13 protein-coding genes and 5 pseudogenes are annotated in these 14049 nt (G+C 68.3%); 8 read left to right on the top strand and 10 right to left on the bottom strand.

The window, feature by feature from the left end:
• Positions 1 to 40 precede the first annotated feature (40 nt).
• Entirely contained in the window at positions 41 to 1591 is a 1551-nt protein-coding gene (locus ACZ303_RS18570) for an acyl-CoA synthetase (RefSeq protein WP_467340142.1), read from the top strand.
• Between the two features lie 85 nt (positions 1592 to 1676).
• On the opposite strand, the pseudogene ACZ303_RS18565 reads toward ACZ303_RS18570, so the two are convergent.
• The 3 genes and pseudogenes from ACZ303_RS18565 to ACZ303_RS18555 all read right to left on the bottom strand — a co-directional run.
• Positions 1677 to 1913 (bottom strand): annotated as a pseudogene (locus ACZ303_RS18565) (penicillin acylase family protein); the annotation flags it as partial.
• 745 nt (positions 1914 to 2658) lie between these two features.
• The gene (locus ACZ303_RS18560; RefSeq protein ID WP_467340140.1) at positions 2659 to 3114 is read right to left on the bottom strand and encodes a hypothetical protein; all 456 of its coding nucleotides are present in this window, start codon (positions 3112 to 3114) and stop codon (positions 2659 to 2661) included.
• 834 nt (positions 3115 to 3948) lie between these two features.
• Positions 3949 to 4356: an actin depolymerization factor/cofilin- and gelsolin-like domain-containing protein gene (locus tag ACZ303_RS18555; RefSeq protein WP_467340139.1), complete on the bottom strand. Its 408-nt coding sequence runs from the start codon at positions 4354 to 4356 to the stop codon at positions 3949 to 3951.
• A 397-nt stretch (positions 4357 to 4753) separates the two neighbouring features.
• Here ACZ303_RS18555 and ACZ303_RS18550 point away from each other — a divergent pair, with 397 nt between their 5' ends.
• Together ACZ303_RS18550 and ACZ303_RS18545 are read left to right on the top strand one after the other, a co-directional pair.
• On the top strand, positions 4754 to 5167 hold the full coding sequence (locus ACZ303_RS18550) for a hypothetical protein (protein WP_467340138.1): 414 nt from the start codon (positions 4754 to 4756) through the stop codon (positions 5165 to 5167).
• Between the two features lie 288 nt (positions 5168 to 5455).
• Complete coding sequence (locus ACZ303_RS18545) at positions 5456 to 6361, top strand: hypothetical protein (RefSeq protein WP_467340137.1); 906 nt, start codon at positions 5456 to 5458, stop codon at positions 6359 to 6361.
• 167 nt (positions 6362 to 6528) lie between these two features.
• On the opposite strand, the pseudogene ACZ303_RS18540 reads toward ACZ303_RS18545, so the two are convergent.
• The 4 genes and pseudogenes from ACZ303_RS18540 to ACZ303_RS18525 all read right to left on the bottom strand — a co-directional run.
• Positions 6529 to 6951, bottom strand: a pseudogene (locus ACZ303_RS18540) (IS5 family transposase); the annotation flags it as partial.
• Positions 6952 to 7007: 56 nt separating this feature from the next.
• Positions 7008 to 7541 (bottom strand): annotated as a pseudogene (locus tag ACZ303_RS18535) (MerR family transcriptional regulator); the annotation flags it as partial.
• A gap of 146 nt (positions 7542 to 7687) precedes the next feature.
• Complete coding sequence (locus ACZ303_RS18530) at positions 7688 to 8044, bottom strand: peptidoglycan-binding domain-containing protein (RefSeq protein ID WP_467340136.1); 357 nt, start codon at positions 8042 to 8044, stop codon at positions 7688 to 7690.
• Between the two features lie 6 nt (positions 8045 to 8050).
• On the bottom strand, positions 8051 to 8563 hold the full coding sequence (locus ACZ303_RS18525; protein ID WP_467340134.1) for a hypothetical protein: 513 nt from the start codon (positions 8561 to 8563) through the stop codon (positions 8051 to 8053).
• Positions 8564 to 8609: 46 nt separating this feature from the next.
• Between ACZ303_RS18525 and ACZ303_RS18520 the strand changes: the two are divergent.
• A pseudogene (locus ACZ303_RS18520) lies at positions 8610 to 8861 on the top strand (DNA cytosine methyltransferase); the annotation flags it as partial.
• Positions 8752 to 9201 (top strand): DUF8189 domain-containing protein, encoded by a 450-nt coding sequence (locus tag ACZ303_RS18515; RefSeq protein WP_467340133.1) that lies wholly within the window; start codon positions 8752 to 8754, stop codon positions 9199 to 9201. The pseudogene ACZ303_RS18520 and the gene ACZ303_RS18515, both read left to right, overlap by 110 nt.
• A gap of 80 nt (positions 9202 to 9281) precedes the next feature.
• On the opposite strand, the gene ACZ303_RS18510 is transcribed toward ACZ303_RS18515, so the two are convergent.
• From ACZ303_RS18510 to ACZ303_RS18500, 3 genes are all read right to left on the bottom strand, one after another.
• Complete coding sequence (locus tag ACZ303_RS18510) at positions 9282 to 10319, bottom strand: CU044_5270 family protein (RefSeq protein ID WP_467340132.1); 1038 nt, start codon at positions 10317 to 10319, stop codon at positions 9282 to 9284.
• Entirely contained in the window at positions 10316 to 10951 is a 636-nt protein-coding gene (locus tag ACZ303_RS18505) for an RNA polymerase sigma factor (protein WP_467340130.1), read from the bottom strand. Before ACZ303_RS18505 ends, ACZ303_RS18510 begins: the two co-directional genes overlap by 4 nt.
• A gap of 239 nt (positions 10952 to 11190) precedes the next feature.
• Positions 11191 to 11685: a cupin domain-containing protein gene (locus ACZ303_RS18500; protein WP_467340129.1), complete on the bottom strand. Its 495-nt coding sequence runs from the start codon at positions 11683 to 11685 to the stop codon at positions 11191 to 11193.
• Between the two features lie 80 nt (positions 11686 to 11765).
• Here ACZ303_RS18500 and ACZ303_RS18495 point away from each other — a divergent pair.
• The 3 genes and pseudogenes from ACZ303_RS18495 to ACZ303_RS18485 all read left to right on the top strand — a co-directional run.
• Positions 11766 to 12001, top strand: a pseudogene (locus ACZ303_RS18495) (LysR family transcriptional regulator); the annotation flags it as partial.
• 1 nt (position 12002) lies between these two features.
• Complete coding sequence (locus ACZ303_RS18490) at positions 12003 to 12293, top strand: hypothetical protein (protein ID WP_467340209.1); 291 nt, start codon at positions 12003 to 12005, stop codon at positions 12291 to 12293.
• A 140-nt stretch (positions 12294 to 12433) separates the two neighbouring features.
• Positions 12434 to 14044 carry an IS1182 family transposase gene (locus tag ACZ303_RS18485; RefSeq protein ID WP_467340128.1) on the top strand — a complete coding sequence of 537 codons (1611 nt, stop codon included), beginning with the start codon at positions 12434 to 12436 and terminating at the stop codon, positions 14042 to 14044.
• Positions 14045 to 14049 lie beyond the last annotated feature (5 nt).

Genomic DNA, 14049 nt, shown 5'->3' with positions numbered 1-14049 from the left:
ACGACATCGAAGGACCACCACCCGACGAGGAGCACACCCCATGCCGCAACCGCCCAACGGCTTCTGGGCCCAGGCCGCCGCCGACCCCGACCGCGTCGTCCTGATCGCGCCGGACGGCGAGGAGTGGACCGGGGGCCGCCTGCACGCGGACGCCAACCGGCTCGTGCGCGGTCTGCGCGCCGCCGGGCTGCGGACCGGCGACGCCTTCGCCGCCGTCCTGCCCAACGGCGTCGAGCTCCTCACCGCCCACCTCGCCGCCACCCAGGCCGGCCTCTACCTCGTACCCGTCAACCACCACCTCGTCGGACCCGAGATCGCCTGGATCCTCGCCGACTCCGGTGCCAAGGCCCTCATCGCCCACCAGCGCTTCGGCCCCGCCGCGGCCGCCGCCGCCGACGAGGCGCACACGCCCGCCGCCCGCCGCTACGCCGTCGGGGACATCCCCGGCTTCCGCCCGTACGCCGCGCTCCTCGACGGCCACCCCGGCACACCACCACCCGACCGCACCCTCGGCTGGGTCATGAACTACACCTCCGGCACCACCGGCCGGCCCCGCGGCATCCGCCGCCCGCTGCCGGGGAAGCCGCCCGAGGAGGCCCATCTCGGCGGCTTCCTCGCCATCTTCGGCATCAAGCCGTTCGACGGCAACACCCACCTGGTGTGCTCGCCGCTCTACCACACGGCCGTCCTCCAGTTCGCCGCCGCGTCCCTGCACATCGGCCACCGCGTGGTGGTGATGGACAAGTGGACACCCGAGGAGATGCTCCGGCTCATCGACACCCACCGCTGCACCCACACCCACATGGTCCCCACCCAGTTCCAGCGGCTGCTGGGGCTGCCGGAGCGGACCCGGGCCGCCTACGACGTGTCGTCCATGCGCCACGCCATCCACGGCGCCGCGCCCTGCCCCGACCACGTCAAGCGGGCGATGATCGAGTGGTGGGGGAGCTGCGTCGAGGAGTACTACGCGGCCAGCGAGGGCGGCGGCGCGTTCGCCACCGCCGAGGACTGGCTGAAGAAGCCCGGTACGGTCGGCAGGGCCTGGCCCATCAGCGAACTCGCGGTCTTCGACGACGAGGGCGAACGCCTGCCCGCGGGCCGGCTGGGCACCGTCTACATGAAGATGACCACCGGCGGCTTCGCCTACCACAAGGACGCCGGCAAGACGCGCGAGAACCGCATCGGTGACTTCTTCACCGTCGGGGACCTCGGCTTCCTCGACGAGGACGGCTATCTCTTCCTGCGCGACCGCAAGATCGACCTGATCATCTCCGGCGGCGTCAACATCTACCCCGCCGAGATCGAATCCGTCCTGCTCGCCCACCCCGCCGTCGCCGACGCCGCCGTCTTCGGCGTCCCCCACGACGACTGGGGCGAGGAGGTCAAGGCCGTCGTCGAACCGGCCGAGGGCCACGCGCCGGGCGCGCCCCTGGCCGAGGCGCTCCTCGCCCACTGCGCCCGCGAGCTCGCGGGCTACAAACGCCCGAGGTCCGTCGAGTTCATCGCCACCATGCCTCGCGACCCCAACGGCAAGCTCTACAAGCGCCGTCTGAGGGAACCGCACTGGAAGGGCCGGAACCGCGCCCTCTGACGGACGCGCGACGCCTGCGGAAGCTCGACGTCCGACCCCCGGCGTCGTGGTGCGCACCGCGCTCGCGTGGTGCGCACCACCGGGTTCACCGCTCGCTCACCCGCACCACCTTCAGCTTCGGCGACGCGAGGATGTCCTTCTCGCAGAACCGTCCCCGCACCATGCGCTCCGCCGAGAACAGCTCGGTCTGGTCGCTGTAGTGCGCCGACGTGGGGTCGGAGGACTGGCCGTACGTCAGGAGCGTACGGGCCTGCGGGCAGGGGCCGCGGTCGAAGCCGACCGCCTGGATGTAGCTGGAGCCGTGCAGCACCTCGCAGAGGCCAGGGCTACTTCAACCCGGCCTCTGTGCTCATCGAGCCGAAGGGCGGCCCTCAGTGAGTGGTCGTATCGCCATCACCGCGGGCGGCTATGAGATCACCTGTCGCCGGTCACACGCCGAAGAGTCACTTTGACGGCAGCGGAACGTGATCGGCTTGCCGCTCTTCCGTGTGCGGCGTCTGGCTCGCCGCACACGAGGTTTGCCTGCCGTCGACCAGGGGAGCCTGGCACGGAGATCCGGTGGTGTGTGCACGTACAGAGCTACGACGGCCATGGGGGTCATGAAGTCAGTGAAGAGCGTCACGCAGGGCCTCCAGCAAGACAGGTAGCCGGCCCAGCAGCATCAGAGCTGCCTCGTGCCGCGCCCGCCCGTAGGACTCAAGTGCGGCTGCCGCACCGTCGCAACGGGCCCCTGCGCACGCTGCGGGCAGGACCGACGTCGCAATGCCCGCTGGCCTATGGGCGGCGTGTGCACCGCCTGCTACCACTACGTCCGCTCGCATCCCCGGCCCTGCGCCGCCTGCGGCCGCACCCCTGACGGGCGCGGGACCTGCGGCATCTGCTCCGGCGCCCGCAACCCCTACCTGTGCCTGGCCTGCGGCAGCGGGAGAGAAACCGACCGCGGCCCCCACTGTGCCCGTTGCGTCCTCCGGCACCGCCTGACCACCGAGTTCGCCGACGCCCACGGCACGGTTCCCGCCTCCCTCACGCCGCTCAATGACGCACTGCTGCGCGTACCGCGGGCACGATCAGCCCTGGTCTGGCTGAACAAGCCCCACAGCGGCGCCGCCCTCCTGCGAAAGCTTGTGCAATCCGGCGTCGACATCACCCACCAGACCCTCGATGCCCTCGATCCCGGGCAGAGCCAAGCCGGTCTCCGCGCCACCCTGGTCCACCTGGGGATCCTCCCGCCCCGTCACGAACCCCTCGCCGCCCTGCGGCCCTGGCTCGAACGCACCCTGACCGCCTTGCCCCCACAACACCGCAGCACCATCCATGCCTACGCCCAATGGTCGGTCCTGCACCAGGCCCGCCGACGCGCCGCACGCCGCCGCTTCACCTCCGCCAGCGCCACCCGCGCCCGCAACACCATCCGCTGCGCCGGCGCCTTCCTCACCTGGCTGGATGATCACCAGCTCACCCTGGCGGACCTCACACAAGGCCACGTCGACCAGTGGTTGACCGGCCCCCTCGAACGCCGTCACGTCCGTCCCTTCCTGCGCTGGGCCCACCAACGCCACCTCACCGGCGAACACGATGTCCGCCCCCGGCTAAGAGGTGACGCGCACACCTGGTGGAGCGACCAGGAACACTGGGCCCATCTGCAACGCTGCCTGCGCGAGGAGGACCTCCCCCTGGACGTGAGGGCAGCGGGGGCCCTCATGCTCCTCTACGGGATGCCGGTCTCTCGCATCACCGAACTCACCACCGACCGCCTCATCGACGGCGACGAGCCAGCCCTGATCCTCGGCGCACACCCCACGGCCCTGCCGCCAGCCGTCCACCGCCTCCTACGACACCAAGCAGACCGAGCCCGCCATGAATCAGCCATCGGCCGCTCCACCCCTCGAACCGCCTGGATCTTTCCCGGCTACGCCGCTGGCAGCCACCGCTCCCCGGCAGCCCTGGCCGCCAAACTCCGCCGCCACCACCTGCCCGCCCACCCCGTCTCGTACTCTCGCTGCGTGCACGGAAGGTGGGCTGGGGGCCGAGAATGCACTGTCCGAGAGCCGCGGCTTGAACGAGCGCGCCGATCGTCACAGTTGTCGCTCTTGCCATTCCGGTACCACTTGCCGAACTCGCTATCTACAGCGGGCCTTATCTGCACCTGTCAACTGTTGCGACTGGTCAGATGCTTGAGGCTTCTGAAGGCATGTAAGGCACGCCTCATGCCCAAAGACGCGCTGCCGACGGTGCGCGAGTTCGCCTACACCTCCGTCGAAGGCATGAATCACCGCAGCCGACCGCAGCAACTCGCTGTGCGAGCGCATGGCTGCGGCCGGCACGGCTCACCGGGTGGCACTGATCGGACCGGCTTCTCAGCGGGCGATCCGGGCAAGCAGACTGCTGTACTCCAGTTCCTCCGTCCCGGTTGCCGACATGTAATGGTCTGTGGGGAATGCGCTGCGGACCTCTGAGGCCGAGGTGGAGTAGACCATCTTCGACCTCACCGTTGCCGCCTCAGGGCCCCAGACGATCAGGACCGTTACGTTCCACTTCTTGCCGTCGGTCTCGCCTTCGAGGACACGGATGGCGTAGCACGGTTCGTCTTGTGAGAACGACGATGCGAACTCGTCGTAGGTGCCCGCCTCGGCCTTGCGTGCGGTGACGACCGTCTTTCGTTCCATGTCGATTTCCAGGACCAGAGTGTTGATCTTGCGATCCGTCAGACTCGCGAAATCATTGGCAGCGCCCGGATCGACAGTGATGCCCGTGGACGAAGACATGAGTCCTTCTCGTGGTGGTGGCAGATCGGTTCCGCGCGTCGCGGGCCCCGAAGATCATGGCCTGCCAAGGCCGCCGCGGAGGTGGTTCAGCGTCCTGATGGCTGGAACTGGTGGTCAGCGGCGCAGCCTCACAGGTGTGGCGATTTCGGTGCCAGCCGTGATGATCACGGCCGCAGCCACAGTCGGATCGCGGCGACGGTCATCGCCCGGCTGTCTGCTTCTCGCCCCGGCGGCGCAGACTTGACCGGCTGACGCCTCACAGGGGTAACCCGCCTGGGTCATCCGCCTCACTCGTTTCGGGTGCCTCCGCTGATGGATGACTTCGAGACGTGGGCGTGCGGGTACCCACGCCCACGGACAACGATCAAGCATCACACGAGCGGACAGGAGAGTGAACATGACAGACATCAACCCGGTTGGGATGGATGGATCCACGATGTCGCTGGACGACATCAATAACGCGACCGAGGTCATGAAGTCGGTTCAGAGCGGTGCACAAGAAAAGGCCGACAACGGGGGAAGCACGACATTCACCCTGGACGACCTGAACGAAATCCTGAAGAAGTCGCCGAGTGTCGGCCCCGCCAACTCCGCCATGGGGGTGCTGGGCCTAGGGGGCAACGGTGACGGCGGGGGCAGCGGCCTGGCGCCGGCGGGAGTCTCTTCTACCCATAAGGATTGGGAGAAAGCGAACAAGAATGCTCCCACCGAGGCGGCGATCGGCAGCGTCTTCAGCGGCGTCGGGAGGGTCTTTTCGGCGATCGGCAGCTTCTTTGTGGGCGCGGCGAAGCAGAAGTCGAAGATGATGTAGCGGCGCACCAGAACGTCCTGCGGCGCCCTGTCCAGCGGGCTGCCGATCCGGCCCCTCCTTTGTGCCCTGACAGAGCCGGCAGCGCACCCCGGCAGGAGCCACACCGGTGACGGATGCCGCCCGCCGAGGACGCTGGCCCACTGGGGCTTCGGCTTCCCCAGCCTGCGCAACCTGCCGAGTAGCCACAGCACCGCAGGTCGGCTGTATCCATTGCTTTTGCGGCCATGATCCTGGTACCCCGAATACCGCCCACTACGAATACATGCCGGGTACCAGCTTGTCGTCCAGGTGACATCCCTGGGTGACGTGCAGCGATGGCGCCGCGCCGACGCGAGTCGCGACGTTCAGGACGAGTACTGCGAGTGGAGCATCACCCGGAACAATGGGAAGATCACCAGCGTCACTTTCACCTGCGAGGGCCCGGAATACTGGCAGGCCCTCGCTCAGAACCGGCCGGACACCCTCCTCGCTCTGTATCACGAGCACGTCAGCCCCGATGTGCAGAAGAAGGATCTGTTCACAGCCAACGGGCGCTATCGACCACGTAACAAGTGGAACGACTCCACGACACACGGGGCTATGCATCTCATCCAGGACGCCAACACGCTCAGCGCCGAAATAGAGCTCGCCGCGGCCGCGACAGTCCGCCGCCTCATCGACGGCCATGAACTCGCCACCGCCCAAGAGCTCATCAATTGTTCCCGGTACGGAGTCGCGGAACGCAACAGCGATCCGCACATAGGCGAGGTCGTGAACTCCGTGGCACGCCAGAAGGCCGACGTGGCGCTCGCCGATCCGGTCGGGCTCTACTTCAACGATCTGTCCACCGATGGCTGGCACACGCCTGACGGATCCAATCCCAAGGACTACTGGACCTACACACGTGGTGCGGCCACCCAGCCCGTCCGGGCGGTCTACGAAGTGCCGCCGGAGAAGAACTTCACCGTCGGCGACATCACCATCGGCGGAAAGGCCATCGAGTTCGGCGGACAGATCGCCGACTTCATCAGCATCAAGCTGACCGCCGTCGCGTGCCGCTTCGGCAGCAGCCCGGTCCAGCCGCACACCACCTGCGTGAGTCCGCCGCCGGCCCCGCAGCTCTCACCCGAGGACTTTTCGGCCAGCGCACTCACCGGGTTCGGACCACCCGAAACGCGACCCGGCGAGGCGCCGCGTCCCACCAGACTTGACTGACCAATCCGTCTGAGAGAGCGCACCGCCGGCATCTCCGTGTGGACAGCACTCTCAAGGCGCTTGGCTCGGCTGCAACGCCTGGGGCATCCGGCTGCAGCGCTCCCGCGGCAACCATCCTCGCCAAGGAAGACCCAGGCGGCGGGCGTCCGCTCGCGTTCGTCATCACACCCGCCACGGGAGCGGCCCAGGGCCTCATCCGAACGATGGTGAACAGGCTGGCTCCGCCGTCCGGGGATACGTGCCGCGCCAGTGCGGGCGCCCGCAGCATGCTGATGGGCACGGCAGGAGGTCGAGTCCACACTGACCATGCTCCAGTCGATCCGGCCTTCCGCGTCGGCGTCGGCCTGGACGGCCCGAAGGATCCTCTCCCAGGTGCCGTCCGCCGACCATCTTCGGTGTCTGTCGTGCACCGTCTTCCACTTCCCGAACCGCGTCGGCAGATCACGCCACGGAACACCGGTCCGCTGCCGGAAGAGGATGCCATTGATCACCCTGCGATGGCTCTTCCAACGACCGCCACGTCCCACGTTGTTGGGCAAGTGCGGCTCAAGCCGAGCCCACTTCCGATCCGACAGATCACCCCGCCCCACACCAGCCGGAACGATGCGACTGCCGCCCCGGTCACACGACCCATCGGACAGGGCCCAGTGGAGAGCCGGTATCGGTTCGTCGCGGTCAGGGTGACTGCCTCATGGCGTGCCTCGATGCGTAGGCCGGCGAGTGCTGGTATCCCGGGCTCATGCGCGGTCGCGGTCAGGACCTGTTCGACCGCATCCGCCAGCACGGGACCCTTCACCGCAGCAATGGGAAGACCTGGCACGTCGTCGAGCACAGACTTGATGGCAGCGGCCTTCTGCTGCACGGCCGCCGCATCCCCAACGACCTTTGCGACATGCTCATCGAGTAGCCGGGAAGCCTCGTCAGCCCCGGAATCAAGTACAGCCTCGACAGCGGCCAGGGGCATAGCGAGTTCGCGGAGCTGACGCAGCACGGTCGCCCGAGCCACCTGGTCAGTGCTGTAGTAGCGGTAGCCCGAGACCGGATTGACTTCGGCAGGGGGCAACAGCCCGGAGTCGGCATAGAACCGCAACGCGCTGGAAGTCAGACCACTGCGTTGGGCGAAGGCCCCGGCCGCCAGGTTCGGGACGACGGTCGAGCAGCTCGTCAAGTGGAGCAACATTCCTGACCCGGACTTCATCAAGGTCGGGCAGCAACTGATCGTCGCCAAATCGGCGCCGATGGCGGCCTGACGAGAGTGCTTCGGCGGCGGTTGCGGCCCAATCGTTGCCGTCTGCTGACGGGTTCGCAGCGCGCAGACGCTCCCACTCAGCAGACGAAGTCGGGTGAATTGGCCCAGAAGGTAAGGAACGACCACGTCTGTGCGGCGACGATGCCGTCGACCGTAATCTCGGCGCACTTCTGGAATCTCTTGGTCGCGGCCTCGGTGACCGGACCGAAGGATCCGTCCTCGAGCAGCCTGTCCCCCTGCATCGACAGGTTCAGGTAGCACTGCGCCTGCTTGACCGCCTCCCCCGTCGAACCGCGCTTGAGCGTCGGGCGGCTGATGGTGAAGTTGCAAGGCTGACTGTCCGTGGCGGGCATGACGAGTTCCTCTTCTGTGTGGGCGTGAACGCGGTCATACAGCGATGAACGTGACAGCGACATGGCAATGGCGTGCGCCATGGCAGGTCATGAGCTTGCCGCCGCGGGCGCTCGCTCTGGCCCTCTCAGAGAAGCACAGGACCGTACACGCCGCGCGGCAAGGAGCTCCGTCGGAATGATGGCCTGTGAGTTCCATGCTCCAGCCGGTCGGGTCTCACGGCTCTGGTCGGACATGTCGCTCGCCGTCGGGCAGGCGACTCCGATCCCTTCGGGCTGGAAACGCAAGGGCACGGTATTCGGCCACAGACTGCCGAATACGGCGACCAGAACGACAATGACCGCCAGGGCGATGGCTACCCCGTAGACGATGTACGTGAAGCTGCGGACCCGCAGGTTCTCTTTCAGATGCGCTTGCCGGGCTGTGGCCACCGCGTCAACGAGCACTTCGCGCTGTCCCTGGTCGAGATCACCGCCCTTCCGGGCTGCCAGCGAGATCTCCTCAACGTGGACTCTCCGCTCATCACCGACGGGGAGATGCTCCCGGATGAAGGCCACCAGGCCGGGCAGTTCACCGTGGACATGCCGGCCCGACAGCCTCACGCAGGACGGCCTCGGGCCGGCCGCATGACCGTCCTCGACCTCTGCCCTGCTCGCTTCCCCGCCATGTCAGGTGTGGTCGCGAGCCGGTAGACGGCTCGGGCTGATCGACCAGCCACTGGTCCACCAGGCCAGCGCCGATCTTGCCCAAGGACGCGACACCCGGGCGAAGCTGGTGGGTGCGTGCCGGGATGAGCGGTCGCTGCTGGCCGCCGAACCCATACGCTACCTCCACGCTCTGCGCCAGGCCGGGCAGCCGGAGTGGGTGGTCATGGAGGAGGTCCCGGATGTGCTGCCGCTGGGACGACCGGCAACCGATGTTCGGCTGGACCGCCACGGCCCCGGCGCTCGTCGCCGACGCCGACGGCAGGCTCGACGCCTTCGCCCTGTCTCCTGGCGGCGCCCGGCTCAGCCACCGCCGGCAGGCCACCCCCGGCGGCAGCTGGGATGCTGCTGACGACTTGACTCGGCGAGCCCGGCGTCCAGCTCGCCGCCCGGCCACGGCCACGGCCGATGCCACCGGACGGTTTCACGTCTTCGCCGTCACCACCCAAGGGCGGATACGCACCCGTGTACAGGCTCAGCCCGGCAGCGGCTGGCGCCCGTGGACCGCATTCGGTGACCGCACAGTGGACCGGTAGCTGGCCCGGAACCGCCGGGGCGAGCGAGGCCCCTCGGGCAGGTGCGGCTGCTGATCCGGATGCTCGAGGTCCGGATCGGCTCAGAGCGTCGTGCCGTCGGGGAGTTCCTTCTTCGCGTCCACCACGGCTCGCTTGATGACCACGGTCTCGTAGGTGACGGCGCCGGGTTCGAGCCCCCGATACGGCTTGACCAGCACGTCACGCTGGCCGAGGTACGCATAGGTGTTCCTGTCGAAGATCCACTCCTGACGGCTGTGGGGGCCGGTGCAAGTGATTGCGACGCCGGGTCGGCCGGTCGCGTCGGCAGCCTTGTCCACGAGCGTGACGCCCGGGATCTTGGCAGCCGCCTTGAACAGTGCAGCGCTGATCTTCGGCGCCGCGATCTGCTCCTCCAACAGCTGGCCTATCTCCCCGAACGCCGTCCAGTCGGCCTGCGGGTTACCCATCCTGCCCCCCTGGTAGAGGCGCTTGAGCAGGACGTCGGGGTCGGTGGGGAGCGCCTTGACGCTGTTGTAGGAGCCCCGGTCGGTGACGTCATCGGCACGCTCGAGGTCGAGGTCCTCGCCGTTCTTGTCCATGAATTCATGGCCGGGCTCATAGATGAAGCTCTTGAGGCCGTCGGGCGAGTGCCAGACCTGGCGCGAGCGCAGCGGAGTCACCACGAGCTTCTCCTTGCCGCCCGCCTTGTCGACCCGCCCGCCCGTCACCTTGCTCTCCACGTAGATGTACTGGTCCTGCCGGGGCTCCAGGGCCGGCTGCCGTGCCGCCGCGAGCGAGATGCGGTCGACGGTCGCCGACAGTCCTTTGGTGGTGCCGGGTTGCAGCTTCGCACCGGCCTTCGGTGGGCGGGTGTCCGTACCCGAGGTACCCGAGCTGTCCGGGGCAACGATCACGGCACCCGCTATCACGGCTGTGGCGGCCGGCAGCGCGATCCAGGCCGTGCGGTGCGCACGGGAGCGCGGTGCGCACGGGGCAGTCCGGTGCGCCTCGGCCCACAGGGCCTCTTCGAGCAGGTCCTGCCGGGCCTTGGGCAGGGCGGTCTCGTCCTGTCGGGGGAGCAGGAGGTCGAAGTCACCGTGGTCGAGCGGCTCTTGGGGCCGCCGGGAGATACGCATCATCGGTTCCACTTCTCGTTCGGCCGGTTCAGGTTCAGGTGCAGGTGCAGGTGGAGGTGCTCGAGCCGCCGGGCCGCCGTCTTGTCAGCGTGTTGCCGGAGCTCCTGTTCGGTGAGCTTGCGCAGGCGCTCGCGGGCCCGGAACAGCCGCGACCGTACGGTGCCGACAGCCACGCCCAGGGCCTCGGCCGCTTCCGCATAGCTCAGGCCGGACCAGACGCAGAGGGTGACGGCCTCGCGCTCCGACCGGCGCAGCTTCTCCAGGGCGTTCTTCGCGGCGGTGAGCTGTTCGGCGTCCGCCATCCTGCCCACCACTTCACCCGCGATGTCCGGCACGGCTTCCTTGGCGGGCATGCGGGCCAGGGCCTTCTCGTGGCGACGGGCGGCACGGCTGGTGTTGCGCTGGACGTTCACCGCGATGCCCATCAGCCAGGCCTTAGCGCCGTCCGGCTCCTCGGGGAGCTTGGCGCGGAGGCGCCAGGCCTCCAGGAACGTGAGCGAGACGATGTCCTCGGCGGTGGACCGGTCGCCGGTGGCGCGGATGGCGTAGCGGTGGACGATCTGGGCGTGTGAGCGGAAGAGATGGCGGAATGAGTCCGGGTCGCCGTCCCTGATGCGGGTGTGTATTGACGTCACGTCTTGATATGTCCGGTAGGAGGTACGGGTTCCCGTGATGTGGGTCACACGATAGGACGCCCCCACCCCCCCACCCGTCCCCGGCCCCCCTTGGCAGAACCGGAGCGCCGCCACCGTCCCGAGGCACGGTGGGGTGTGACGTTTCAGTCCGGCACGTCGAGGTTCAACGGGCCCAGCGCGTCCGAGGTCTGAGCGCCCCGGCTGCGCTGTTCAGGTGGGGGTGGGGCATCCCGCCGGCTTCAGGTGAGGTCGGTGGCGGGCTCGGTCGCGTAGCGGCTCATCACGTGGATGCCGGCCTGTGGCGTCAGCGGCCGACCGTCGGCGATCACGTTCTGGAGGTCGCGGAAGTACTGCATGTACAGGTCGGGGGTGAATGTGCTGAGCATGACGGCGGGTTGGTCGGTCAGGTTGGCGAACGTGTGGGGGACGCCGGGCGGGACCATCACGAGCGTGCCCGTGGTGGCGTCGTAGTCCTTGTCCCCGACGGTGAACCGCACCGTGCCGGAGACGATGTAGAAACCCTCGTCGTGCCGGGCGTGGCGGTGCTGTGGCGGTCCGGGGGTGCCCGGGGCGAGGACGGACTCGGCGACAGCGAGGCGGTGCCCGGTATGGCTGCCGTCTTCGAGGACGCGCATGCGCGTGGTGCCCAGGTCGATCGTCTCGCCGTCGTCCGGGCCGACCACCGATACGGCGGGGTCGGCCTGCGGTGCGCAGGTCTTGGCTTCGTCGGTCATGCTCCGAGTGCACCGCCAGGGCCCTGCGACTGTCCAAGATTCATTCCGCGATGCCGATACCTGGTGGGTATCGTCGCAGCGTGGAGCTACGTACCCTGTGCTACTTCGTGGCGGTCGCTGAGGAACTCCACTTCGGCCGGGCCGCCACTCGACTGCCATGAGCCAGCCGCCGCTGAGCCGGGCGATCAAACAACTGGAGGCCGAGGTCGGTGCCCTGCTCTTCGCCCGCTCGCCTGCCGGCGTCACGCTCACCCCGGTGGGCGCAGTGCTGCTCGATGAGGCGCGGGCCCTGCTCGGGCGCAGAGAGCACCGGAGGCATGATCGCGCTACTGGCCGCACTGATCAGGACGGCCCCCGGCGCCCTGGCCGACAAGCCGCTGGAGGAAATCACCTGGGGCGACGTCCAGCAGTGGGCTCCAAGGGGGACGAGCACGGCTCCCCATCCGCAGATCGCTCCACGGCGGCCCATTCCCCTGCCGGCCGCCGCGGCGCACAGGCTTCACGAGTTGGAGCACCGGCCGAGCCGCCGCCGGCCCCTCTTCGCCACGCCGCTGTACAACGTCAATGTGCCGGTGGAAGCGGTCCGGCGATCGCTCGCGGAACGCTAGGAGGGAGCCCTCCCTCATGACGAAGGCCCCCTCACCGGGCGTGTGGACGCTGTTGGTTAATCCGGGGGCTCGCGTGACGTCGGCCTTCAAGTCCCGGTTGTGGTCTTGAAGGCCGACGTTGTCGTATGGGGTGGGTGCGGGTGTCGATGCAGCTGAGCGGGCCGGGCGAGATCCCGGCGGAGACGGTGCGGGTGGCGCGGGCCGCGTTCCCGAAGGGAAGCCCGGCGATCCGGGTCCGGGACGAGTTGGGGCCGTTGTTCCGCGACGAGGAGTTTGCGGACCTGTTCCCCTCGCGGGGAAAGCCTGCCTGGTCACCGGGCCGGCTGGCGCTCGTGCTCGTGTTGCAGTTCGTGGAGGGGCTCACCGATCGGCAGGCTGCGGAGGCCGTGCGGGCACGGATCGACTTCAAGTACGCCCTCGGACTGGAACTGGGCGATTGCGGGTTCGACTTTTCGGTGCTGTCAGAGTTCAGGGACCGGCTGGTGGAGGCGGATGCGGGGCGGCGGGTACTGGACGGCATCCTGGCTTCGGCCGGGGAGAGAGGGCTGCTGAAGACGGCAGGCCGGGCAAGGACCGACTCAATCCATGTGCTGTCGGCGGCCCGGGACGTGTGCTGGCTGGAGCGGGTGGCAGAAACCCTGCGGTCGGCCTTGAAGGCGCTGGCCAAGGCGGCTCCCGACTGGCTGGCCCAGCGGGACGGCATGGGACTGCGGATCGGCCGGGACGGGACGCGTCTTCTTCAGGCCCTCTGGTCCGGGCAGGCACCGCAGGAGCTGCGGAAGCTTCCGCAGGTTGAGCACCTGCGCCGGATGTGGGTGCAGAACTTCCACCAAGTGGAGGGCGAGGTCAGGCGGCGGGACCCAAAAGACCGGCCACCGGGGGTGAGATGCCTGGTCAGTCCCTACGATCCTGAGACGCGCAACGGCGTTAAGCGGGACACCGTCTGGGCCGGATACAAGGTCCACTTCACCGAGACCTGCGAGCCGGATGCCCCGAACCTGATCACGAATGTGGCCACGACTCTCGCGACGGTTGCCGACGTGTCGATGACTGGGGCCATCCACGCCCGGCTCGCCGAATCGGGCCGTCTACCCCGCGAGCATTTGGTCGACGCCGGATATATCGACGCGCATCTGCTGGTCAGCACCCGACGCGAGTACGGCACGATCCTCACCGGCCCAGCCACTGCCGGCAGCAGCCCCCAGGGAACGGCAGACGGTGGTTTCACCAGCGACGACTTCGCCATCGACTGGGACAACCAGCAGGCCACCTGCCCTGGCGGCAGAACCACCACCCGTTGGAACCCTGACCGCTCCCAGACGGGTAACCCCGTCATCCGGGTTCGGTTCAACAGCGGGCATTGCCGCCCGTGTCTCGTCCGTGAACAGTGCACCACCTCGTCCGTCGGCCGACGACTGACACTGCGGCCTCGCGAGGAGCACGAAGCCCTCCGCCAGGCCCGCGCCGATCAGGACACCGACACCTGGAAGCAGCGATACAACACCCGCGCGGGCGTCGAGGGCACCATTTCCCAGGCTGTCCACCGCTGTGGCCTGCGCCGATCCCGCTACCACGGCTTGGCCAAGGTTGCCCTGCGGCACCAGCTCACCGGTGCCGCGATCAACCTCGCCCGGATCGACGCGCACCTCATCGGCACACCCCGAGCCCGTACTCGCACCAGCCACTTCGCAGCACTCGGCCCCACCGAGCCGAGGCTCGGCAGGGCCGAGGAGAGCAGTCCCCCGGATTAACCAAC

This window comes from Streptomyces sp. NPDC023527 (genome assembly GCF_055560115.1).
This window is presented reverse-complemented; position numbering and strand designations above follow the sequence as displayed.